19 protein-coding genes are annotated in these 20335 nt (G+C 65.1%); 9 read left to right on the forward strand and 10 right to left on the reverse strand.

The window, feature by feature from the left end; translation table 11 throughout:
* The first annotated feature begins 6 nt into the window (after positions 1 to 6).
* Positions 7 to 939 carry an SMP-30/gluconolactonase/LRE family protein gene (locus tag AC1DXX_RS17525; RefSeq protein WP_478135480.1) on the forward strand — a complete coding sequence of 311 codons (933 nt, stop codon included), beginning with the start codon at positions 7 to 9 and terminating at the stop codon, positions 937 to 939.
* Between the two features lie 3 nt (positions 940 to 942).
* Entirely contained in the window at positions 943 to 2001 is a 1059-nt protein-coding gene (locus AC1DXX_RS17530; RefSeq protein ID WP_478135481.1) for a malate/lactate/ureidoglycolate dehydrogenase, read from the forward strand.
* Positions 2002 to 2015: 14 nt separating this feature from the next.
* Here AC1DXX_RS17530 and AC1DXX_RS17535 read toward each other — a convergent pair whose 3' ends face one another.
* The 4 genes from AC1DXX_RS17535 to slmA all read right to left on the reverse strand — a co-directional run bounded on the left by AC1DXX_RS17535 (position 2016) and on the right by slmA (position 5172).
* The gene (locus AC1DXX_RS17535; protein ID WP_478135482.1) at positions 2016 to 2891 is read right to left on the reverse strand and encodes a DMT family transporter; all 876 of its coding nucleotides are present in this window, start codon (positions 2889 to 2891) and stop codon (positions 2016 to 2018) included.
* Complete coding sequence (locus AC1DXX_RS17540) at positions 2884 to 3699, reverse strand: DUF2182 domain-containing protein (protein WP_478135483.1); 816 nt, start codon at positions 3697 to 3699, stop codon at positions 2884 to 2886. Before AC1DXX_RS17540 ends, AC1DXX_RS17535 begins: the two co-directional genes overlap by 8 nt.
* Positions 3696 to 4298: a DUF1326 domain-containing protein gene (locus AC1DXX_RS17545; RefSeq protein ID WP_478135484.1), complete on the reverse strand. Its 603-nt coding sequence runs from the start codon at positions 4296 to 4298 to the stop codon at positions 3696 to 3698. The genes AC1DXX_RS17540 and AC1DXX_RS17545 overlap by 4 nt, the downstream gene beginning before the upstream one ends.
* Positions 4299 to 4524: 226 nt before the next feature.
* Entirely contained in the window at positions 4525 to 5172 is a 648-nt protein-coding gene (slmA, locus tag AC1DXX_RS17550) for a nucleoid occlusion factor SlmA (RefSeq protein WP_478135485.1), read from the reverse strand.
* Between the two features lie 121 nt (positions 5173 to 5293).
* Here slmA and galE point away from each other — a divergent pair, with 121 nt between their 5' ends.
* Positions 5294 to 6310: a UDP-glucose 4-epimerase GalE gene (galE, locus tag AC1DXX_RS17555; RefSeq protein WP_478135486.1), complete on the forward strand. Its 1017-nt coding sequence runs from the start codon at positions 5294 to 5296 to the stop codon at positions 6308 to 6310.
* Between the two features lie 9 nt (positions 6311 to 6319).
* Here the strand turns inward: galE and argB are convergent, their stop codons facing one another.
* Positions 6320 to 7213, reverse strand: coding sequence for an acetylglutamate kinase (gene argB / locus AC1DXX_RS17560; protein ID WP_478135487.1), 894 nt, complete (start codon positions 7211 to 7213; stop codon positions 6320 to 6322).
* 50 nt (positions 7214 to 7263) lie between these two features.
* Positions 7264 to 8361: a glycosyltransferase family 4 protein gene (locus AC1DXX_RS17565; RefSeq protein ID WP_478135488.1), complete on the reverse strand. Its 1098-nt coding sequence runs from the start codon at positions 8359 to 8361 to the stop codon at positions 7264 to 7266.
* 45 nt (positions 8362 to 8406) lie between these two features.
* Here AC1DXX_RS17565 and AC1DXX_RS17570 point away from each other — a divergent pair, with 45 nt between their 5' ends.
* Both AC1DXX_RS17570 and AC1DXX_RS17575 read left to right on the forward strand, forming a co-directional pair.
* Entirely contained in the window at positions 8407 to 9165 is a 759-nt protein-coding gene (locus AC1DXX_RS17570) for a glycosyltransferase family 2 protein (protein ID WP_478135489.1), read from the forward strand.
* A 67-nt stretch (positions 9166 to 9232) separates the two neighbouring features.
* A complete protein-coding gene (locus tag AC1DXX_RS17575) occupies positions 9233 to 11272 on the forward strand; it encodes an acyltransferase family protein (RefSeq protein ID WP_478135490.1) in 2040 nt (679 codons plus the stop codon).
* Here the strand turns inward: AC1DXX_RS17575 and AC1DXX_RS17580 are convergent.
* Genes AC1DXX_RS17580 through AC1DXX_RS17590 form a run of 3 tightly spaced genes read right to left on the reverse strand, consistent with a single transcriptional unit; the run spans position 11269 to position 15132 of the window.
* Positions 11269 to 12321 (reverse strand): glycosyltransferase family 2 protein, encoded by a 1053-nt coding sequence (locus AC1DXX_RS17580; protein WP_478135491.1) that lies wholly within the window; start codon positions 12319 to 12321, stop codon positions 11269 to 11271. The two genes, AC1DXX_RS17575 and AC1DXX_RS17580, sit on opposite strands and share 4 nt — an antisense overlap.
* Before the next feature lie 25 nt (positions 12322 to 12346).
* Positions 12347 to 13351: a glycosyltransferase family 2 protein gene (locus AC1DXX_RS17585; RefSeq protein ID WP_478135492.1), complete on the reverse strand. Its 1005-nt coding sequence runs from the start codon at positions 13349 to 13351 to the stop codon at positions 12347 to 12349.
* Positions 13348 to 15132: a glycosyltransferase family 2 protein gene (locus AC1DXX_RS17590; protein ID WP_478135493.1), complete on the reverse strand. Its 1785-nt coding sequence runs from the start codon at positions 15130 to 15132 to the stop codon at positions 13348 to 13350. The genes AC1DXX_RS17585 and AC1DXX_RS17590 overlap by 4 nt, the downstream gene beginning before the upstream one ends.
* A 238-nt stretch (positions 15133 to 15370) precedes the next feature.
* Here AC1DXX_RS17590 and AC1DXX_RS17595 point away from each other — a divergent pair, with 238 nt between their 5' ends.
* The 3 genes from AC1DXX_RS17595 to AC1DXX_RS17605 are packed head-to-tail and all read left to right on the forward strand — an operon-like array spanning position 15371 to position 18297.
* Positions 15371 to 16792 (forward strand): mannose-1-phosphate guanylyltransferase/mannose-6-phosphate isomerase, encoded by a 1422-nt coding sequence (locus AC1DXX_RS17595; protein WP_478135520.1) that lies wholly within the window; start codon positions 15371 to 15373, stop codon positions 16790 to 16792.
* Positions 16789 to 17592, forward strand: a complete 804-nt coding sequence (locus AC1DXX_RS17600; protein ID WP_478135494.1) for an ABC transporter permease — start codon at positions 16789 to 16791, stop codon at positions 17590 to 17592. Before AC1DXX_RS17595 ends, AC1DXX_RS17600 begins: the two co-directional genes overlap by 4 nt.
* Positions 17593 to 17595: 3 nt before the next feature.
* A complete protein-coding gene (locus tag AC1DXX_RS17605) occupies positions 17596 to 18297 on the forward strand; it encodes an ABC transporter ATP-binding protein (protein WP_478135495.1) in 702 nt (233 codons plus the stop codon).
* Between the two features lie 21 nt (positions 18298 to 18318).
* On the opposite strand, the gene AC1DXX_RS17610 is transcribed toward AC1DXX_RS17605, so the two are convergent.
* Positions 18319 to 19082, reverse strand: a protein-coding gene (locus tag AC1DXX_RS17610; protein WP_478135496.1) for an IS5 family transposase whose coding sequence is annotated in 2 segments (ribosomal slippage) — positions 18319 to 18767 and positions 18767 to 19082 — 765 coding nt in all. Because the reading frame shifts where the segments join, the coding sequence is not laid out codon by codon here.
* A 203-nt stretch (positions 19083 to 19285) separates the two neighbouring features.
* Between AC1DXX_RS17610 and AC1DXX_RS17615 the strand changes: the two genes are divergently transcribed.
* Positions 19286 to 20173, forward strand: coding sequence for a YadA-like family protein (locus AC1DXX_RS17615; protein WP_478135497.1), 888 nt, complete (start codon positions 19286 to 19288; stop codon positions 20171 to 20173).
* The last annotated feature ends 162 nt before the right edge of the window (positions 20174 to 20335 follow it).

Raw genomic sequence — 20335 nt, forward strand, 5'->3', positions numbered from 1 at the left:
AGCACCATGGCCACCCTCCCCTTCGGCTTCCTGGACGGCACCGGCTTCGAACGGCTGGATCCGCGCTTCAACACCTGCATCCCCGGCCCCGAGCGCGTCGAGCGGCTGTGGACCGGCGCGCGCTGGTGCGAAGGCCCCGCATGGTTCGGCGCGCACCGCACGCTGGTGTGGTCGGACATTCCGAACAACCGCATGCTGCGCCTCGACGAGCGCAACGGCACCGTCAGCGTGTTCCGCGAACCGTCCAACAACACGAACGGCCACACGGTCGACCGCGAAGGCCGGCTCGTGAGCTGCGAGCACCTGACGCGGCGCGTGACGCGCACCGAGCACGACGGATCGATCACCGTGCTGGCCTCGCACTGGCAAGGCAAGCGCCTCAACTCGCCCAACGACGTGGTGGTGCATTCGGACGGCGGCGTGTGGTTCACCGACCCGAGCTACGGCATCCTCTCGGACTACGAGGGCCTGCGCGCCGACAGCGAGATCGGCGCCTGCCATGTCTACCGCATCGACCCGGCAAACGGCGAGGTCGAACGCATGGCCGACGATTTCGTGAAGCCCAACGGGCTCGCGTTCTCGCCCGACGAATCGCTGCTCTACATCGCCGACACCGGCGCCAGCCACGCGGCGGACGGACCGCGGCACATTCGCCGCTTCAAGGTCGCCGGCAATGACCGAAGCCTGAGCGGCGGCGAGGTGTTCGCCGAATGCACCAACGGCTTGTTCGATGGCTTCCGCCTCGACACCGAGGGTCGCATCTGGACCAGCGCAATGGACGGCGTGCACGCCTACCATCCGGACGGCACGCTGCTCGGCAAGATCCTGCTTCCCGAGCGCGTGGCCAATGTCTGCTTCGGCGGGCCCAAGCGCAACCGGCTTTTCATCTGCGCGACGACGTCGCTCTATGCCATCACACTGAACGCGAAGGGAGTCTGATCCATGTCCAGAACACTGCCGGCCGACGGGCTGCAAACCACCGTCGCCCGCATCCTCGAAGCCGCCGGCAGCGCGCCGGCCGAGGCGCAGCAGGTCGCCGCCAACCTCGTGCTGGCCAACCTGAGCGGCCACGATTCGCACGGGGTGGGCATGCTGCCGCGCTATGTCGATGCGGTGGCCGAAGGCGGGCTGAAGCCGAACGCCGCGGTCAAGGTCAATACAGACATCGGCACCATGCTCGCGCTCGACGGCCAGCATGGCTACGGCCAGATCGTCGGCGTCCAGGCGATGGCGCTCGGCATTGCGCGGGCGAAGCAGCACGGCAGCTGCATCTTCACGCTGTCGGCGGCCCACCACCTGGGCCGCATCGGGCATTTCGCCGAAATGGCGACAGCCGAAGGCCTGGTCTCGATGCACTTCGTCAATGTGCTGTCGCGGCCCGTGGTGGCGCCGTGGGGCGGCGGCGACGGACGCTTCGGCACCAACCCGTGCTGCATCGGCATCCCGCTGGCGGGGGCCGAGCCCTTTCTGCTCGACTTCGCAACCAGCCGGGTCGCCCAGGGCAAGATGCGGGTCGCCCATAACAAGGGCGAACGGGTGCCCGACGGCTACCTGATCGACGAGCGCGGCGCGCCGACCAACGACCCCGGCGTGGTGGTGGTGCCGCAAGCCCACGGCCTGTTCGGGGCACTCATGACTTTCGGCGAACACAAGGGCTATGGCATGGCGATGGCCTGCGAACTGCTTGGCGGCGCACTCACCGGTGGAGGGACCTGGCACCGGCCGGCCGACACCGCCCGCACGGTGCTCAACGGCATGCTGACCATCCTGATCGATCCCGCCAAACTGGGAACCCAGGCCAGCTTCGCGCAGGAAGCGACGGCCTTCGTCGACTGGCTGCGCCAGAGCCCGCCGGGCGCGGGTTTCGACCATGTGCAGATCGCCGGCGAGCCAGAGCGCGCTGCGCGCGTGGCGCGCGAGCGCGACGGCATCTGGCTGGACGATGCGACATGGGGGGAAATCGTCGCTGCCGGGGCCAAGGTGGGCGTGGCCGTCGCGTAAGCGCTCCTCGCCGGTCAGGGGCGCGTGTTGCGCGACTTCTGGCTCAGCACGAGCGCGATGCCTCCCAGAATCGCCACCGAGGCGGCGGCCAGCCGCGGCGTGATCGCCTCCGACAGGAGCAGCACGCCGCCGAATGCAGCCAGGAGCGGCACCGACAGCTGCACGGTGGCCGCCTGCATGGCCGAAAGACGGGCCAGCGCCGCATACCAGACGACATAGCCGAGGCCCGAGGTCAATGCGCCGGAAGCCACGGCGAGCGCAACGCCGGTTGCGTCCGCATGGGCGCGGGCCACGAAAACAAGGCTCAGCGCAAGCGCGAGCGGCACGGCCCGCGTGAAGTTGCGCGCGGTGGCGGCCAGCGGGTCGGCCACGCCGCGGCCACGCAAGGAATACACGCCCCACGCCACGCCCGCCACCGCCATCAGCACGGCGCCGACGAGCGGCGGCGCGGCGATGCCGGGGGACACCAGGTACACGAGCCCACCTGCCGCCAGAACGAAGCCGAACCATGCAATGGGCCCGAAGCGCTCGCCGGCGCCCAGGCCCGCGCCCAGCATCGTGAGCTGGACCGCACCGAACAGGATCAGCGCGCCCGTGCCCGCGGGCAGGCTGAGGTAGGCGAAAGAGAAGAACGCGACATAGGCGAACAGCATGACGGCGGCGAGCCAGCCGGCACGGCCGGGCGAAGACGGCTGCGCCCTGAGCCGCACCACGAGGGCCAGCGTGAGCGCCCCGGAAACCAGCCTGATGCTGCCGAAGCTGGCCGGATCGATGCCCCGGTGCTGCAACGCGAGCCTGCACAACAGCGAGTTGGCCGCGAACGCGACCATGGCCGCTGCGGTGAGCGCGATGGTCCGCAGGGTGGACGGGCCACCGCGCGCTTCAGACATGCATCGCCACCATGAAGGCGGCCCAGCCCAGCAACGCGAACCCGAGCGGCGCGCTCAGGCGATGGCCCCAGGGAACGTTCTTTTCTATCGCCATGACGGCCGCAAGCAGAAGCATCCAGCCGAGACTGCCGGTGCCGAGCGCGAACATCAACAACATCAGCGCCCAGCAGCAGCCGACGCAGAACAGCCCGTGGTGCGTGCCCAGCGCGAACGCATGGCTGGCCTGCGCCTGCCCCCGCCAGTGCTCGATGACGAAGCTCAACGGCGTGCGGCACTTCTCCAGGCACCGGTGCTTGAGACGGCTGAACTGGAAGGCTCCGGCCAGCGCAATGGTCGCGGCGCCGATCACCCAGCCGTGCCAGGCCAAGGTCGGCGCGCTGGCGAGCAGGGCCAGCACCGCACTGTGGAGCGCGTGCGCCAGCAGCCCGAAGGCACCCCACACCGTCATGTAGCCCAGCCCCAGCAGCATGAGAAGGCGCCCATGGTCCGGGCGCCCCTCGGTCAACCGGTCGAAGGCGTTGAACAGCGGCAGCGTGGTCGGCAGCATCATGGCCGCCGTCATGAGGATCCATGCAGCGGCGTAGAGCACCATGGGCACGACCACATCGCCGGCGGGAACGACCTGGCACAGGAACGCGGCCGGCCCCGAGGCGGTCCAGTCGCCATGTTCGAGATAGCGCCCGTAAGGGCTGCGCGCCCAGGCCCACAACGCCATCCACGCGAGCGCGATCAACGCGGCAAGAACCGGCAGGAACACGCGACGGTGGCGGGAGACGTTGCGCGGCGGCGAGCCGGCCGCCGGGTTCATGCGTCGAAGACGAAGGTGCTCTGCAGGGCGTTGTGGTTCTTGATGTCGAGGTCGATGCCCAGCGCGGCATTCTTCGACCGGTAGGTCGGGGCCTTGCCGACGAACACCGGCGCGCCCGGAACTGTCGAGAACACGGTGTCGGAAAGGACGGTCAGGCCGCCGGTCGCGCCGCGGTAGGGCTCGAGTTCGGCGTAGTAGTCCTTGCCGATCTCCAGTTCGCCCTTGCCGTCGTTCACGGTGAAGCGGATCGGCGCCCGCTCGACCGACACGACCTGGCCGATGAGCTTCGCCAGGTCGGCGATCGGCCCGCCGGCCTGCCCGGTGTAGACCTTGAGCAGCGCCTCTTCCTGCGCCTTGGAGGCGTTGTCGTCGACGAAGATCGCCGCCGTCCAGTTGCCTTCCAGGATGTTTCCGGGCACATGCGCCACGGCCGCGATGGTGTTGCCACTGACATCGAGGCCGTCGATCGTTCCCTTGTCGATGCGCCACGCGACGATCGTGTCGCAGGTGCCGTTGTCAGGATCCTCGCCGATCCAGCAGGGACACAGGACATTGCAGTTGCATACCTCGAGCAGGCGACCTTCCAGGTGATAGCTCATACGAACCTCCGTTCAGAAGCCACACGAACACGGACTTGTCGCCGCGACTCAGCGGCAAGGGGACATTGATCCTACGCTTGGCAACGAAGCAAGTCGAGCGCGATGCCCGGCCCCGCGCTGTAGCCTGGGTACCCTGCCACGGGTGTGGATCGCCTTCTCGAGCGGCGCGCGGTAGTCCGCATCGGCCTGGCTGCTCCCGATGCGCTATCGCCCCGACAGGGGCGAATCAAACGATCAATGCGATCGTTGCCTCGAGGTGCTCGGACGGTGCGCGGCGGAAACCCGAGCGCGCAAAGCGCTGGAGCTGCCCGACCACGAAGGCCGTGAGTGCCGCGGCGCGGACCTGCGCGTCGACGGTGGGCGTGGCCGACCCTTCGGCACTGGCGGCACCGCGCAGCACCTGGCGCAGCGTGGCTTCGATCTTGTCGAAGAACTGGTTCATGCGCTGCTGGAGCCGCTCGTTCTCGTACACCAGCGCATCGCCGACCATGACGCGCGTCATGCCCGGATTGCGCTCGGCGAACTGGACCAGCAGGGTGAGGATCTTCGCGGCCTGCTGGGCGCCGGTGGCGCCCTCGCGCTCGAGGATCTGGTTCACCAGCGTGAAGACGCTCTGCTCGATGAAATCGATCAGGCCCTCGAACATCTGGGCCTTGCTCGCGAAGTGGCGGTAAAGCGCGGCCTCGCTCACCTCGAGCCGCGCGGCCAGCGCCGCGGTGGTGATCCGCTCGGCACCGGGCTGTTCGAGCATGGCGGCCAGCGCCTGCAGGATTTGCACGCGCCGCTCACCCGGCTTGGGACGCTTGCGCGCAGGGGTGGCTAGCGTGTCCGCCTGGGTCTCAACGCCGGAAGCAGCTGTCTCTTCGTTCTGCATGGGAGCGCGTGCAAAGATGTAATCAATTGATTCTCGCACAGGGTTGCGAGTGAGCGCGCGCAAACGGTTTCAAGTGGGCAAGCTCATACAGAATCGGCATTTTCGGCAAGGCAGGAGTTCTATGACCCAACGCGTTCTGGTGACCGGCGGTGCAGGGTTCATCGGCAGCCACACCTGCGTGGCACTGGCGGCCGCCGGCTATGTGCCCGTGATCCTCGACAACCTCGGCAACAGCGATGTGCGGGTGCTGGAACGCCTGCGCCAGATCACCGGCAGCACGCCGATGCTGATCGAAGGCGATGTGCGCGACAAGGCCCTGCTGGCACACGTATTCGGCCAGGCGCCGTTTGCCGCGGTGATTCACTTTGCCGGCCTCAAGGCGGTCGGCGACTCGGTCGCAGACCCGCTGGCGTACTACGACAACAACGTGCACGGCAGCTTCGTGCTCGCGTCGGCGATGCGGGAAGCGGGGGTGAACACGCTGATCTTCTCGTCCTCCGCCACGGTGTACGGCGAACCGGACCACTCCCCCATCCCGGAAGATGCGCCGCGGCGGCCGGCCAACCCTTACGGGCGCTCCAAGCTGATGGTGGAGGAGGCCCTGGTCGACCTGCACCGTTCGCAGCCCGGCTGGCGCATCGCCTTGCTCCGCTACTTCAATCCGGTGGGAGCCCATGAGAGCGGGCTCATCGGCGAACACCCTCAGGGCAGGCCCAACAACCTGATGCCTTTCGTGTGCCAGGTGGCCGTGGGGCAGCGCGACAAGCTGCAGGTGCATGGCGCCGACTACCCGACGCCGGACGGCACGGGGGTGCGCGACTATGTTCACGTCATGGACCTGGCCGAAGGCCATGTCGCAGCCCTGGCGCACGCCGAGGCCCAGGGGGGGCTGGTGACGCTGAACCTCGGCACCGGCAAGGGGGCCTCGGTGCTGGAGGTGGTGCACGCCTTCGAGCGGGCGAGCGGGCGTCCGCTCCCTTACGAGATCGGCCCGCGCCGGCCCGGCGACGTACCGGCCTATTGGGCCGATCCATCCCTCGCCCACACGACATTGGGCTGGCGAGCGCGCCGCGATCTCGACCAGATGTGCCTGGACAGCTGGCGCTGGCAGCAGGCCAATCCGAACGGGTACGGCTGACGCCGGCGGTCAGCGCGCGCGAATCATCGTGCCGTAGGCCTGGTCGGTCAGGATCTCGAGCAGCATCGCGTGCGGCACCCGGCCGTCGATGATGTGCACCGCGTTGACACCGCTCTTCGCGGCATCGAGCGCGCCCTCGATCTTGGGCAGCATGCCGCCCGAGATCGTGCCGTCGGCGAACAGGTCGTCGATTTCGCGTGCGCTCAGGTTGGTGAGCAGCTTGCCGTCCTTGTCGAGCACGCCGGGCGTGTTGGTCAGGAGCATGAGCTTCTCGGCCTTGAGCACGGTGGCGAGCTTGCCGGCCACGACGTCGGCGTTGATGTTGTAGCTCTCGTTGTCCTCGCCGAAGCCGATGGGGCTGACCACGGGGATGAAGGCGTCGTCCTGCAGCGCCTTGACCACGCTGGGGTCGATGGAAACGATGTCGCCGACCTGGCCCACGTCGTGATGCAGGTTGGGATCGGCACGGTCGGCCAGCTTGAGCTTCTGCGCGCGGATCAGGCCGCCGTCGCGCCCGGTCAGGCCCACGGCCTTGCCGCCGGCCTGGTTGATCAGGCCCACGATGTCCTGCTGCACCTCGCCGGCCAGCACCCATTCGACGACTTCCATGGTCTCGGCGTCGGTCACGCGCATGCCCTGGATGAAGCTGCCCTTCTTGCCCAGGCGGTTGAGCGCCGCCTCGATCTGCGGGCCGCCGCCATGCACCACCACCGGGTTCATGCCGACCAGCTTCAGCAGCACCACGTCTTCGGCAAAGTCGGCCTGCAGGGCCGGATCGGTCATGGCGTTGCCGCCGTACTTGATGACGATGGTCTTGCCGTGGAACTTGCGGATGTACGGCAGCGCCTGGGCCAGGATCTCGGCCTTGTCGCGCGGGGGGATGTTGAGGACGGGGTCGGTCATGGGCGGTCAGGCTCCAAAGCGATGGACGATGGGAACGAAAAGGAATTCTCTCAAGGCCGCAGCCAGCGCGGTACCTTGAACCGAACAATCATCAGGTACGCACCCACGTAAGTCGTGACGAACAGCAGGCAGAACAGCATCAGCACGATGGTGTTGTTCCAGAACAGCACGGCAGGCACCACCGACAGTGCGGCGAACATCCACAGGTACGGCGACGTGCGGTTGTTGCGCGCCAGCAGCTGCCGGGCCTCGTCGTCCGCCAGCGCCACGCGCACGATGCGGCGGAAGATCAACTGGTGGAAATGCAGCGCATCGGCCGTGCCGGGCGACTGGCCCCGGGCCAGCTTGCGGTAGATGGAAAACAGCGTCTCCCACACCGGGTAGATCAGCAGCAGCATCGGGAACCACGGCGAGACGACGCGGTGCCGCTGCACCAGCGTCACGCAGGCCACGGCAATCACCATGCCCCAGACGTACGCGCCGCCGTCGCCGGCAAAGATCTTGCCGCGCGGGTAGTTCCAGACCAGGAAGCCGAAGGTGGCGCCCACCAGGCAGACCACCATCGCCGCCAGCTGGCGGTCGCCCACCTGCAGGGCCACGTGCGAAATCGCCAGGCAGACCAGCACGGCGACGGTGCCTGCGAGGCCGTTGTAGCCGTCGATGATGTTGAAGGCATGCGGCAGCCCGCCGATGGCGAACGCCGCGAACAGCACGGTGGCGTACGGCAGCATCGCCAGCCAGCCGTCGACCGCCTCGATGCCGGTGCGCGAAACGCCCAGCCCCAGCAGCCAGCACACCAGCAGGGCCGAGCCGATGGTGAGGCCCAGCCGGTAGCGCACCCTCACGCGCTGCGTCATGTCTTCGACAATGCCGCCCAGCACCGCCGGCGCGATGCTCAGCAGCGTCAGCACCGAGGTCTTGACCGGCCACGACACGTTGAAGGGGTCGGTGCCGGTGATGCCCGCGGCCAGCCAGGCCGCCCCCATGCCCAGCAGGATGCCCGCACCGCCCAGGCGCGGCACATGGCCCTTGTGGAAGCGCTGGGGCATGTCTGCGCCGTAGAGCCGCGCGTGCCTGCGCGCCCGGCGCATGAAGAACTGGACCGAGAAGGCAGCGACGAAGAAACTGATGACGATCAGAGCAATCATGTGTGGGGGTTGGGGAACCCTAGAATTCCCGAGCGAAATTAGACCATGCCAACGCCCCTCTCCCCCGCCGCCCCCCCGATCACCATTTCCATCGTGAGCCATGGCCAGCTTGCACTGGTGCAGCCGCTGCTCGAGCAGTTGGACCGGTACAGCCACGCGTCGATCGCCAAGATCGTGCTCACGGTGAACATCCCGGAGCCCGATGTGCTCGCGGGGCGAACCTGGGGGTTCGAGGTGGAACGGATCGAGAACGCGGCCCCCCAGGGCTTCGGCGCCAATCACAACCAGGCATTCGCGCATTGCGGCACGCCCTGGTTCCTGGTGCTCAACCCGGACATCCGCTTCGACAGCGACGTGCTGTCGAAGCTGATTGCACAGGCGGCACCTGACGCCGGCCTGATGACCCCGCGCATCCTGGAGCCCGGCAAGACCGCGCCCGAGCCGCATCGCGCCCTGATCACCCCCTTCGAAATCGTCGGCCGCAAGAAGCCGGGCTACGTGCGCCCAGCCGTGCCCGCATGGATTCCGGGCCTGTTCATGCTGTTCCGCAGCGAGGTCTACCGCCAGGTCGGCGGCTTCGACGAGCGCTTCTTCATGTACGGCGAAGACTTCGACATCTGCGCCCGCACCCGGCTCGCGGGCTGGACACTGCAGGTGGGGGAAGACCTGGTCGCGCGGCACGATGCGCAGCGCGAAAGCCATCGCAGCAAGCGCTACCTGTACTGGCATGTGACCAGCCTGCTGAAAGTGTGGCTGTCGAGGTCGTTCTGGCGCTACCGGCGGATGCGGCCGCCCCGCCCCTGAGGAGGGCCCAAAGCGTTTGCGAGGACAATCGGGCGCTAAAAAGCAAGCGCCGCTTTCCACACCAACGATGACGACGACAACGAGCAGCCCGACGTTCCACAACGAACACGCCCACCTGGTTCACCCCAAATACCGCCCGGACATCGACGGGCTGCGCGCCGTGGCGGTGCTGTCGGTTCTCGGCTACCACGCGTTTCCGCAGTGGATCAAGGGTGGCTTCATCGGGGTCGACATCTTCTTCGTCATCTCGGGCTTCCTGATCACCACGATCATCCTGGGCAGCTTCGAGGGCGAAGGCTTCAGCTACCGCGAGTTCTACGCCCGGCGCGTGAAACGGATCTTCCCGGCGCTGGCGCTGGTGCTGGTGGCGAGCTTTGCCTTCGGGTGGTATGCGCTGCTGCCCAACGAATGGGAGCAGCTCGGCAAGCACGTGGCGTCCGGCGCCGGCTTCGTCTCGAACTTCGCGTTCTGGAGCGAGGCCGGCTACTTCGACAACGCGGCCGAGACCAAGCCGCTGCTGCACCTGTGGTCGCTGGCCATCGAGGAGCAGTTCTACATCTTCTGGCCCGTGCTGCTGGGCCTCGCGTGGAAGCGCAAGTGGCGCGTGCTCACGGTGGTGGGCACGGTGGCGGCAATGTCGTTCCTGCTCAATGTCACGACCATCCACAGCCACCGGACAGCGGCGTTCTATTCGCCGCTCTCGCGCTTCTGGGAGCTGATGATCGGCGGCATGCTCGCGTACATGCGGCTGCACCGGCCGCCGCCAAAGCCGGGCTGGGGGCGCCACGCACAGTCCATTGCCGGGCTGGCGCTGATCGTGCTGGGCCTGTGCCTCATCCGCGGCGGCAAGGCTTTTCCGGGCTTCTGGGCGATCCTGCCGACGCTGGGCGCCTTCTTCTGCATCGCGGCCGGGCCGACGGGCGTGCTGAACCGCTATGTGCTTGCCTCGCGGCCGATGGTCTGGGTGGGCCTGATCAGCTACCCCCTGTACCTGTGGCACTGGCCATTGCTGGCCTATGCGCGCATCCTGGAAGGGAAACTGCCGCCCGACGGCATCCGCGCGCTCATGCTGGTCGTCGCGTTCGTGCTTGCTTGGCTGACCTATCGTTTTGTCGAGCGCTACACGCGCAGGACCGAGAACCCGACGGTGACGTCGGCGCTCGTCGCCGTGATGGTCGGCTTCGTGGTGCTCGGCGCGCTGGCAACCTCCCGCTACTACGTCGGCCGCCACAGCGACCCGTACTTCAGCAAGACCGCCGCCGCGGCGAAGGATTGGGGCTATCCGGACGGCCTGAGCCCGATCAAGGTCGATGGCGAGGTACTGCAGCAGATCGGGCATGGCAAGCGCAGGGTGCTGTTCTTCGGCGACAGCCACATCGAGCAGTACGGTCCGCGCGCGCTGGAACTGAACAAGATCGCGCCGGACACGCTGGATTCGCTGTCGTTCGTCACATGGGGCGCGTGCCCGCCGATTCCCAATGTGATCGACGAGCAGAACAACCTTTGCGGGGAACGCCGCGATGGCGGCATGCGCCTCGCGGTGAGCGACAGGTTCGACGCGGTGGTCTTCGGTGGCTGCTGGAACTGCTATTTCTCGGAGACGGGCAAGCCCAATGCCGACAACGCTGCAGCGGACCGCTACTACTACTTCGACGGAAAGACGAAGCGGCGCTTCATGGGCGGCGGCGGTGCGGACTTCGCGCTCAACATGCTCGAGACCGTGATGACGACGCTGTCCAAGCACAAACAGGTCTACCTGCTGCTGGACAACCCCGTCGGCGAAGGCTTCGGCCCCGAGGAATTCGTGAAGGGTGGACGCCTGGGCAGCATGAGCGTCGGGCGCATGTCGCCGACCGCCCCCTGGGCCTCGGCGCAGAAGGCGCTGCACGAGCGCATGCGCCAGATCGCACTGCGCAGCGGAGCGATCGTGATCGACCCGATACCGACGCTGTGCGAAAAAGACTGGTGCACGCGTGCAGACGCCGATGCCACACCGATCTACAAGGACGCAGGCCACCTCCGTGCCGAGTACGTCCGGAAGTTCGCCACCTACATCGACCCCGCAATGACGACGCCGAAACAGCCGGCAGCCGCAACCGGCCGCTAGGCGTACAGGCGCCGCAGGCTTCGCACGCCGGGCAGGCGTGTGACAGCCCCGACGAAGCGCACCACGGCCGGCGGGCAGTGCCCGAGCAGGAACAGCGTGATGCGCAGCCGCAGCTTCTTCTTGCGTCCCACATAGGGATTGGCCAGCACCATGGCACCGTATTCGTTGAGGATCGCGCTCATCTCCTCGCGGTACTGGTCGTCGTTCTTGATCGACTCGATCGCGTGGTTGACGAAGTACGGCTGGAACCTGGGCACCAGGCAATCGCGGAAGTAGTAGCGCCCGCGCTGATGCTCGTCGGGGAACATCTGCGTGAGCTTCTTGAAGTACTTGAAGCGGCTGCGAATCATCCGGATGCCGAAGGACGTGCTCGCGGTGTGGATGCACCAGACGGTGACGGCCTTGTCGATGAAGTAGTTGCTGTAGCCCTTGCGGAAGATGCGCAGGAACAGATCGTCGTCCTCGAAGCCCATGAACTGCGAATCGAAGCCGTCGACGGCTTCGAAGGCCTTGCGGCTCACGAGCGTGGCCGAAGGCAGAACGAACATGTCGTGGCGCAGCAGATCGTTGATGTTGCGCTTCGGATGGGTGGCGTGTTCCTTGATCACGCCCGTGCGGATCACATTGCCGTCGGCATCGGCCTCGTACAGGTCGGCATAGACGAAACCGAACAACCGGTCGTCGCGCGGGATCGAGGACGCCAGGGTCTCGATGTGATTGGGCAGGTAAAAATCGTCCTGGTCGAGAAAACAGATGCAGTCCGAGGTGGAGGCCCTCACGCCAGCGTTGCGCGCCGAGCCCTGCCCGCCGTTTTCCTTGTCGATGATGCGAAACGGATAGCGGGCAGCCAGCGTGTCGAGCGCAGCACGCTCCTCGGGGCGCGAACCGTCGTTGACCACGATCACCTCGGTGGCGGGAACCGATTGCTCGAAGACGCTCTTCACCGAGCGCTCGATGAAATCGGCGCCGTTGTAGAACGGGATGATCACCACGACGCTCGGCCAGGCGGTCGGTTGCGCAGCGAGGGTGGAATCTGGAGAGGCGTTCATTGGATTCATGGTTTGGGGGCTGAGCCTACACAGATTCGAAAAGGTCGCGAACGACGCCGCGCACGCCGCGGCCGAACTTGTCGTAGCGGCCCGTCATGGCTTCGCGGAAGATCGGTATGCAGCGCGCCAGCCGCGACGCGGGCAAGGCAGCGCGAAAGCGTTGGTGCTCGATCTTGCTGCGTACCTTGGCGACGATCTCGGGCGGGACCCGGTCGCCCAGCTGCTGCAGCCGCGCAAGAAGAAGCTCGGCCTTGATGGCCCGCTCGACGTGCGTATTGCCCCTGGAAGCCAGCGCCTTGCGCACCTTTTCCGCGAAAGCGTCGCGCCGCGCGCCGATCTGGTTGGACTCGTGCTGCCGGTACTCGACGAGGGCCTGCTCCAGCAGGTCGACCCGTGCCGTCGTCGATGCGACGATGCCCAGCCACTCGTCGTGCACCCATTCGACCGGCAATGGCAGGGCGTCCGCGAGCAGCGACCGGCGAAAGACGGTGGTCGCACCCGTCACGAGGTTGCGGCGCAGCAGCACGTCGAAGGCGTTGCCGGCATGGACCCGCTCGAGCTCGGACGGCGTGACCTCGAGCGCATGGAACAGCGTCTGGCCAAGGTCGCGGCGCTCCGAGTCCACCAGGCGCGCATCGGTATGCAGCAGCAGCAGGTTGCCGTCCTGCTCGAACCGCGCCACCATCTGCGCAAGCCGGTCGGGCATCCACACGTCGTCCTGGTCGCTGAGCGCAATCAGTTCGCTGCTGCAGGCGCTGATGGCCTGCTCGAAATTCTTGACGACGCGCAAGGCGACCGGATTCTCGAAGACCCGCAGGGCGATGGGCCGGCCCGGACGCTCGATCGCACATTCGGCGACAGTGGCTCGCACCACCTCGACCGAACCGTCGCGCGAGGCATCGTCGGACAACACGATTTCGACCGGCGGCCGGGTCTGCAGGCAAATGCTGCGCACCTGCTCGCGCAGGAAGCGCGCACCGTTGTGGGTGCAGAGTGCGACGGAGACTTCGAGGGGACGGGGAGCGTTCATGGGCGGGTGGGCTGGTCGGCACTGCTGCGCACATTGCGCGGCGGCCACGCCAGATCGAAATCTTCGGCGTCGAGCGTCAGGTTGGGGTTGTAGGCGGGGTCACTGGCGATCAGGCCGGCCCAGCGGCTTTGCATGAAGGCGGATTCGCGCGCAAGGCGATCGCGCGATTCGGCGGCCACTTCGAGCCCACGGCTCGCCGACTCGTGGTGCAGCAGCTCGGCGTAGGGCGTCCAGACGTTGCGGTAGCCGGCCTCTCGCAGGCGCAGGCAGAAATCGACGTCGTTGTAGGCCACGCCGAGTTGCCCTTCATTGAGCCCGCCGACCTGCTCGTAGAGCGATTTGCGCACGATCAGGCAGGCCGCCGTGACCGCCGAGAAGTTCTGCACGAGCTGCGCACGGCCGCCATGGCCCGCGACCGACGCTGGAAGATGCTTGTGCGCGTGCCCCGCCATGCCCCCGATGCCCAGGACGACACCGCCGTGCTGGATGGTCATGTCGGGGTAGAGCAACTTCGCGCCGACCGCCCCCACGCCGGGCTGCAGCGCGAGCGAAACCATCTCGTCGAGCCAGTCGGACGAGAGGACTTCGATGTCGTTGTTGAGCAGGCCGATGAGTTCTCCCCGGGCCTGGGCCACGGCCGCGTTGTTGAGCGCCGAGTAGTTGAAGGGGCGATCGTCGCGAATCACGGTGATGCCCGGCTGCGCGTCAAGCGAGGCAAAGTAGGCCAGCGCCTCGGGGTCGTCCGAGCCGTTGTCGACCAGCAGGATTTCGTAGTTCGGGTAGGCGGTTTCGAGGACGATGCTCTCGATGCACTGGCGGACCAGGCCCACGGCATTGCGGGTCGGGATGATCAGCGAGACCAGCGGCGGCGACGCGGGAAGCGCGTAGCGGACACGATAGCCGCAAGGGACGGCCTCGGCCTTGGCGGCGACGCCGGCACGTTCGAAATGCCGGTCGAGCGCCAGCACGCCCGCACGCCGAGCCGCGGCGCTCGGCGGCGCCCCGTCTCCATGGCAAAGCACCCGCGGAATGTGGCGAATCTGCCCCGCTTCAGCCTGCTCCACGCAACGCAGTGCCAGGTCATGCCCCCAACCCTGCGCCACGTCGGCAGGCAAGCCACCTGCCGCGTCGAACAAGGAAACCTGCACAACGCCCAGCGGCGAAAAGAGATTTCCGGACAGGAACAGGTCGATGTTCCAGTCGGGCTTGAAAGACGGGCAGCAGCGTGTCCCCTGCGCATCGATCCGGTCCTCGTCGGCGTAGATCATCCGGGCCTCGGGATGCTCGACGATTTCCTTCGCAATGCAGAACAACGTGTGTGCGCGAACCGTGCAGCCCGGCTCGAGCCAGACCACCCAATCCCCGGATGGCGTGGCGCCGAGAGCGCCGGCGCAGCCGTGCTTGATCCGTACATCCGCCTCGCCAAGGCCCTGAAGCAAGGCTTTCAGCTGGCTGTCGGCAGCCCCTTCGTGAACGATGTGCAACTCCCATGCCCCATAGATCTGGGACTGGATCGAAGCGACCTTTTCGCGAAGCGAGGCTGCATCGCCGCCCCCGAAAGGAAGCAAGACCGACAACTGCGGCCGCACTGGCCACGCGTCGATCTCGCGACGCATGCCTGCATGGGCATCCGCACCCGGGCTGTCGTACAGCGCGGCCCAGTCCGCATAGCTCCCGCGCTGCACCGGCGCAGGGAGCACCGTGCCGCGAACAACGCGCCGGAAATGCCCGCTGGCCCACCGCAGGGGCGCCGTCAGGCGCCAACTGGTAGATTGCTGCATGGTCCGGACCTGATCTTCCAAGGCCTTCGCCCGCACTTCGAGCAACCCGATTTGCCGCTGCAGCTGCGCATTGCTCGAAGCGCTGTCGGGCCTGCGTCGCCGAAGAAGGGGCTGCGAAGGCGGCAGCGTTGGCTTACTGAACATTGCTAAAGATCACGAAAATTGCGGCTTCCACTCGTTACGGGCCCTCGAATCAAGGGCCGGTAAAATTATCCCCTTCTTCACACCCTATAAAAAAATGCGCGTACTTTCCGTTGTGCTCTCAGGGGGGGCAGGTTCCCGGCTTTGGCCCGCATCGCGCCAGGCGTTCCCCAAGCCTTTCATGAAGTTGGGGGGCTCTTCCTTGCTGCAGCAGGCCATCGAACGAGGCCAGGCGTGCGGCACCGGCGATCTGATGATCGTCACCAACAAGGACCACCTGTTCCTGACGAAGGACGTCCTGCGGGAGATGTCCGATCCACCGGAAGCCACCCTGCTGCTGGAACCCAAGGGCCGCAACACCGGCCCCGCCATCGCCCTTGCCGCACTGCAATGCGTCCAGCAGTTCGGCGGCGACACAGTGATGCTGGTGCTTTCCGCCGATCACCTCGTGCCGGATGTGGAGGCCTTCGTGGCCAGCGCAAGCCAGGCGTTCCGGCTCGCCACGCAGGGCGCGCTGGTGGTTTTCGGCATCAGCCCGACCGGTCCGGATACCGGGTTCGGCTATGTCGAGGTGGCCAAGGTCTCGCGCGACAGCCAGCCGGCCAAGCGCTTTGTCGAAAAGCCCGACCTTCAGACCGCGCAGGAGTATCTGGCGACCGGCCGCTACTACTGGAACAGCGGCATGTTCTGCTTCACGGCCGATGCGATCATTGCGGCCTTCGAAAAACACGCACCCGAGTTGCTGGCCGCAGCACGCCATGCGCTGAAGTCCTCGCAGGCCGCCGCCGACCGTACCATTCAGTTCGACCTGCATGCGTTCGGCCTTCAGCCGGACATCAGCATCGACTACGCGGTCATGGAACCGGCCGACAACGTCTACGTGGTGCCGGCCAAGTTCGGCTGGAGCGACGTGGGCTCCTGGCCTGCGGTCGCCAAGGCGCACACGCCTGACGCGAGCGGCAACACCATGCCTTCGGATGTCGTCGCGATCGACACCACGGGCACCCATGTCCAGGTCGACAGTCATGGCCCCAAGCTGGTCGCCACGCTGGGCGTGCATGATCTGGTGATCGTCGACACACCCGACGCGCTGCTCGTGGCCCACAAGAGCAGCGCGCAGGAGGTGAAACGGGTCGTCGACACGCTGAAAGGCCGTAAGCACGAAGCCGTGCATCTTCCCGCCGTGGTCCACCGCCCATGGGGCACCTACGCCTCGCTCAAGGAAGAAGACGGGTACAAGGTCAAACGCATCACCGTAAAACCGGGAGAATCGCTTTCCTTGCAGTACCACCACCAGCGCGCCGAGCACTGGGTTGTCGTGCAAGGCCGCGGCATCGTGCAGATCGGCGACATCGAACACGTCACCCTGCCGGGCCAGTACCGCTACATCCCATTGAAAGAGAAACACCGCTTGACCAATATCGGCGAAGAAGAACTGGTGCTCATCGAAGTCCAGTGCGGCGGCTACCTGGGCGAGGACGACATCGTCCGCCTGGCAGACACCTACGGACGCGCATGAGCCAAGTTCACTCAAACCTCCATCGCAGTACGTGGTCCGACTGGTGGGAAGGCACTCGCCGAACAGACATATGGTGGACCCTCGCATGGTTCGATATCGTGTTGCGCTACCGGCGCTCGATGCTGGGTCCGATATGGCTTACCTTGAGCATGGGCGCGATGATTGGAGGCATGGGCCCGCTGTACAGCTCGCTCTTTGGAACCGAACTCTCGAAGTTCTTTCCACACCTTGCGCTCGGCATTATCTTCTGGGGATTTTTTTCCGCCGTGGTCACCGACGCGTGCAATGCGTTTGTCGGATCCTCGAATTACCTGAAGCAGGGCTACTTTCCGATCAGCCTGTTTGTTTGGCGGAGCCTTGCACGCAATCTGATCCAGTTTGCGCATCAGATCGTGCTCTACATCCCGGTCGCGCTGTGGGCGGGGGTCTCTCTGTCATGGTCGGCCCTGCTTGTCATTCCCGCCTTCGTCATTGCCGTCATCAATGCTCATGCCCTCGGCTTACTTCTCGGCCTCATTTGCACACGCTTTCGCGATGTCACGCAAATCGTGACGAGCGTGATGCAAATGCTCATGTTTCTGACGCCTGTATTCTGGCTGCCCGAAAGCCTGCCCAACAGAGCTCAGTACGTTCTCTGGAATCCCTTCGCACAAATGCTGGACCTGCTGCGTACCCCGCTGATGGGTGGTGTTGCGGAAGTTCATAGTTGGCTTGGAATACTGGGTTGGACAGTTGCGAGCGTTGTCGCCTCGACACTGCTATTCGCGAAGTACCGCCGCCGCGTCGTTTACTGGCTCTGACCCATGGCTTTTATTTCACTCAAAAACGTCGCTGTCAATTTCCCCATTTATGGCGCTGGTGCAGCATCTCTGAAGAAGACCCTCGCCGCATCCGTGACTGGCGGCCGTTTCGGCAAAGAAACGGGCGTGACGGTGGTGCAGGCACTCAGCGGCATCAACATCGAACTCAAAAGCGGCGACCGACTGGGGCTTATCGGTCACAACGGAGCGGGTAAGTCCACTCTGTTGCGGACACTCGCAGGCGTGTATGAACCGTCTTCCGGGGAGTTTGCTCGTCAGGGGACGGTTGCAAGCCTGATCGATCCGTCGCTGGGTATCGAAATGGATGCTACGGGTATCGAGAACATCATGCTGCGCGGGCTCGTAATGGGCATGAGCAAGAAGGAAGTCGACAGACTCACGCCCGAAATCTGCGAGTTCAGCGGCTTGGGCGAGTACGTCAACATGCCGGTACGAACCTACTCGACCGGCATGATGATGAGACTCGCCTTCTCAATATCAACCAGCGTTCAAGCCGATATTTTGCTGATGGACGAATGGCTGTCAGTGGGAGATGCCGAGTTCACTGAAAAAGCCGAAAAACGCATGCGTGATGTGGTGTCGAAGTCCGGCATTCTCGTACTCGCCTCGCATTCACCGGAACTGATCGCTAAGGAATGCAATCGAGTGATTCATCTGGAACATGGCCGAATTGTTGAGCAGTAGAGAATGCGAGACTAAGGCCTGTTAACACAACCGCAAGCCATCAGCGGTGAGAGCGAAGCTGATGAAGGCGGTGAACATGACGTCCAGCTTCTCGAATCGGGAGAAGATGCGCCGATAGCGCTTGAGCCGACGGAACAAGCGCTCGACTTCATTGCGGCGCTTGTACATGGCGCGGTCGTATTCCCACGGCTCGACGCGAGTGCGCAGTGGCGGGACGACAGGGATAAAGCCGAGGTCGAGCGCAAGCTGCCGAGTCTCGTTGCCTTCATAGGCGCGATCCATGAGCAGATGCAGTGGCCGATTCGGCGCGCCCAAGCGCCTCAACAACTCGCGACCTTCGGGTGCATCGTGCGCTTGACCCGGCGACAACGAGAACGTTACGGCCGTGCGCGCGTCCGCGGCGAGAAGGTGGATCTTGGTGTTCCATCCGCCGCGGGACTTGCCGATAGCTTGCGGACCGTTTTTTTTCGAGCGCCTGTCCCATCGGGATGCACCTTGACGCTGGTGCTGTCCAACGACACGGCTTCGATCTTGATCTGCACCACTTGCGCGAGCTGTAGCTGCGCGAAGGCTCTGTCCAGGACACCAGACTTGGCCCAGCGATTCATGCGCGTGTAGATGGTGTGCCAGTTGCCGAACCGCTTGGGCAGGCCTCGCCACTTGCACCCATGCTCGGCGACGTACAAGATGGCATTGAGTACCTGCAAGTTCGACAAGCTGACATTGCCTCGCTGAATCGGCAAGCAGTCCTCGATCTGCTCAAACTGCGCTCGTGTGATCTCCATGCCACCAATGTCGCTCGAACACGCGGTGCGCGCAATTAGTGTTAACAGGCCCTAGTAAAAGGAAAAGGCTGGGGGCATTCCTTCATCGCCGGGCGCCCGGGCCGGCGAGTTCAACCGCCTGATTGCTTATCGACTTCTTTTCTTCTGGAGCTTGGTCTTGTAAGCTTTCGCAACTCATCACATCAGATGAAGGAGGGGGCGAAATGAGCACGACCGATGGGTTCCACACCGGGACGAATCACGCTTGGACGTTCGTCGGCGGCGGAACAGGACAAGAAAAAGCCCGTTCGAGGACCAAGGCACTGGCAAGCGTCATCTTGGTCCTGGGAGGCATGCAAGGTGGTCTTGTGTGCGCTTCCACTGCCATTGGCGGCGGCTACACCGGCAGTGCGGAGAGCAATATCTGCAGTACTCCCGGATTCTCGACCACGGGTTGGTCATGCATGCAGCCCAATACCACGGGCGGTTGGGCTTTCATCAGCGGCATACCTCGCGTGTATCCTGATACGAGCATGCTGAACGAGTTGGTGGGCACTAATTTGGGCCGCAACGCCATCCTGCTCGGAAACACGGCAACGAAGGCCAGCGGAAACAACAGCATTGCCATCGGGAGCGGTGCTCAAGCCATCTCGAATGACAGCATGGCGCTCGGCGCCAATGCTTCCGCCATCGGAACCAACTCCGTGGCTTTAGGCCAGGGCTCGCTGGCAGCCCGCGACAACAGCGTTTCGGTGGGCAATGCGGCCGCGGGGCTGACACGCAGCATCACCAATGTGGCGCCAGGCATACTGGGCACAGACGCGGTCAATTTGGATCAAATGCGCCAAGCCAACGCTCAGGTGCTTAGCGATGCCAATACTTTCGCAGCGAAAGGCGTTGCCGCAGCGATGGCCGTTCCCACCATGCCTCAACTACCACCCGGTAAGCGATGGGTCGGCGTTGCTACAGGCTACTACGCAGGCCAGAGCGCTCTTGGAATGGGGTTTGGGTACCAAGTCGACGAAAACCTCAATGTAGGGGCCGCAATCTCGACGTCCAGTGGCCGGGGAAGCCGCTCAGGAGTTCGAGTTCAGGCCGGATATGCGTGGTGACGTGATTTGTTTTTCGCGAAGAAAGGTCCAGCGACGGTCGATGTTGAAAAACAAATTGACTCTTTAGTCGCGAAAAATCGTGCGCCAGTGACATCAGTGCATCCGAAGCGTGACTCCCGCCGAAGATTAGTCCACAAGTTTTTACGAAATTTCAGCAAGGAA

It is taken from the genome of Variovorax sp. P4_B10 (assembly GCF_056402375.1).

Coding starts and splice junctions, on each gene's coding strand:
- AC1DXX_RS17525 (WP_478135480.1), top strand. CDS start 7: ATGGCCACCCTCCCCTTCGGCTTCCTGGACGGCACCGGCTTCGAACGG.
- AC1DXX_RS17530 (WP_478135481.1), top strand. CDS start 943: ATGTCCAGAACACTGCCGGCCGACGGGCTGCAAACCACCGTCGCCCGC.
- AC1DXX_RS17535 (WP_478135482.1), bottom strand. CDS start 2,891: ATGTCTGAAGCGCGCGGTGGCCCGTCCACCCTGCGGACCATCGCGCTC.
- AC1DXX_RS17540 (WP_478135483.1), bottom strand. CDS start 3,699: ATGAACCCGGCGGCCGGCTCGCCGCCGCGCAACGTCTCCCGCCACCGT.
- AC1DXX_RS17545 (WP_478135484.1), bottom strand. CDS start 4,298: ATGAGCTATCACCTGGAAGGTCGCCTGCTCGAGGTATGCAACTGCAAT.
- slmA (WP_478135485.1), bottom strand. CDS start 5,172: ATGCAGAACGAAGAGACAGCTGCTTCCGGCGTTGAGACCCAGGCGGAC.
- galE (WP_478135486.1), top strand. CDS start 5,294: ATGACCCAACGCGTTCTGGTGACCGGCGGTGCAGGGTTCATCGGCAGC.
- argB (WP_478135487.1), bottom strand. CDS start 7,213: ATGACCGACCCCGTCCTCAACATCCCCCCGCGCGACAAGGCCGAGATC.
- AC1DXX_RS17565 (WP_478135488.1), bottom strand. CDS start 8,361: ATGATTGCTCTGATCGTCATCAGTTTCTTCGTCGCTGCCTTCTCGGTC.
- AC1DXX_RS17570 (WP_478135489.1), top strand. CDS start 8,407: ATGCCAACGCCCCTCTCCCCCGCCGCCCCCCCGATCACCATTTCCATC.
- AC1DXX_RS17575 (WP_478135490.1), top strand. CDS start 9,233: ATGACGACGACAACGAGCAGCCCGACGTTCCACAACGAACACGCCCAC.
- AC1DXX_RS17580 (WP_478135491.1), bottom strand. CDS start 12,321: ATGAACGCCTCTCCAGATTCCACCCTCGCTGCGCAACCGACCGCCTGG.
- AC1DXX_RS17585 (WP_478135492.1), bottom strand. CDS start 13,351: ATGAACGCTCCCCGTCCCCTCGAAGTCTCCGTCGCACTCTGCACCCAC.
- AC1DXX_RS17590 (WP_478135493.1), bottom strand. CDS start 15,132: ATGCAGCAATCTACCAGTTGGCGCCTGACGGCGCCCCTGCGGTGGGCC.
- AC1DXX_RS17595 (WP_478135520.1), top strand. CDS start 15,371: ATGCGCGTACTTTCCGTTGTGCTCTCAGGGGGGGCAGGTTCCCGGCTT.
- AC1DXX_RS17600 (WP_478135494.1), top strand. CDS start 16,789: ATGAGCCAAGTTCACTCAAACCTCCATCGCAGTACGTGGTCCGACTGG.
- AC1DXX_RS17605 (WP_478135495.1), top strand. CDS start 17,596: ATGGCTTTTATTTCACTCAAAAACGTCGCTGTCAATTTCCCCATTTAT.
- AC1DXX_RS17615 (WP_478135497.1), top strand. CDS start 19,286: ATGAGCACGACCGATGGGTTCCACACCGGGACGAATCACGCTTGGACG.